General features: G+C 55.8%; 1 protein-coding gene and 2 pseudogenes. 1 reads left to right on the top strand and 2 read right to left on the bottom strand.

Features of this window, described 5'->3' with window-relative positions; all coding sequences use genetic code 11:
• Positions 1 to 229, top strand: a 229-nt coding sequence (locus CINSTRO3249_RS16060) for an integrase core domain-containing protein (protein WP_143146879.1), incomplete at its 5' end; no start/stop codon positions are given.
• Between the two features lie 39 nt (positions 230 to 268).
• Here CINSTRO3249_RS16060 and CINSTRO3249_RS17480 read toward each other — a convergent pair.
• Both CINSTRO3249_RS17480 and CINSTRO3249_RS17850 read right to left on the bottom strand, forming a co-directional pair.
• Positions 269 to 595, bottom strand: a pseudogene (locus CINSTRO3249_RS17480) (porin); the annotation flags it as partial.
• Between the two features lie 29 nt (positions 596 to 624).
• Positions 625 to 684: pseudogene (locus tag CINSTRO3249_RS17850) on the bottom strand (hypothetical protein); the annotation flags it as partial.
• Positions 685 to 1,002: the final 318 nt, after the last annotated feature.

Below are 1,002 nucleotides of genomic sequence, written 5' to 3'. Positions count from 1 at the left end.
CGGCGACTCCTACGATAATGCGATGGCAGAGAGTATCAACGGGTTGTACAAAACGGAGGTTATCCACCGCGGGAGCTGGAAAAACCGGACGGAAGTGGAGTTGGCCACGCTGGACTGGGTGGACTGGTACAACAACAGAAGGCTGCTCGGGCGGCTGGGTTACATCCCTCCTACTGAAGCCGAAATGAACTATTACGCTTTGCAATTAGCATCAGAGGAAGCGGCGTAGTATTGCCAAAATTACTCTCTAATAAACTCGGGGTTATTCAACCAATTCAATCAGCTGGGTCTTGTTAGCAAAACCGGTCGCGTCAGCGCCATTGATTTGCAGGTTGGAGTTGGTGATGTAGGTTGCGTTACGGGTTTCACCGTACATGGCAGCCAGGTAAACATTGTTGGCGTCATATTTCAGACCGGCGGCCCATTGCTGCGCTTTTTCGCTGCCGTTAGCGTAGAATGAGTTTTGCTGTGCATCGGTACGGTCAGATGAAGCATAAGCACCGACAATGCCAACCCCGATCGGGGAGGTGTAGCTGGTAGACGCGCCCCAGCCGTCGCCGTTGGCACGACGGATTTCGTCACGATCGCCTTCACCGCCTTGGGCGTGGCGGCCATGGTCTCGCTGTCACTATCTATGGCGCTGCTGAGTTGGGTGATGCCCGCAACTGTTGTGCTGGCATTCACGATACGCTGCACAAGCCCACTGCCATCGCCAACAATCTCCCTCGACTCACCATTGGGTACGACAACCCCTGCACCCGCTTTCGTGCGACAAATCAGCGAGCCACTGCCCGTACATTGATTCACCACCGTCCAGCTCTTCTGCCAGGCAGGGAAGATAACCGCCACATTGGCCTTCAGGTCACCAGTGAGCGCGATACGCGCTTTAGCCGCCTGTAGTGCGCTCAGCGCTACATCGCCTTTTGACAGACCGGATAGCGTGGCAATACCGTAGTTTTCTGCCGGTACCCACCCCGTCAGCCGGTCGTCCGTCACTTCGGG

Source organism: Candidatus Sodalis sp. SoCistrobi (genome assembly GCF_900143145.1).
In the GTDB taxonomy this organism is placed as follows: Bacteria; Pseudomonadota; Gammaproteobacteria; order Enterobacterales; family Enterobacteriaceae; genus SoCistrobi.
The sequence above is the reverse complement of the archived record's forward strand: the minus strand, read 5'-3'. Positions and strand labels throughout refer to the sequence as shown.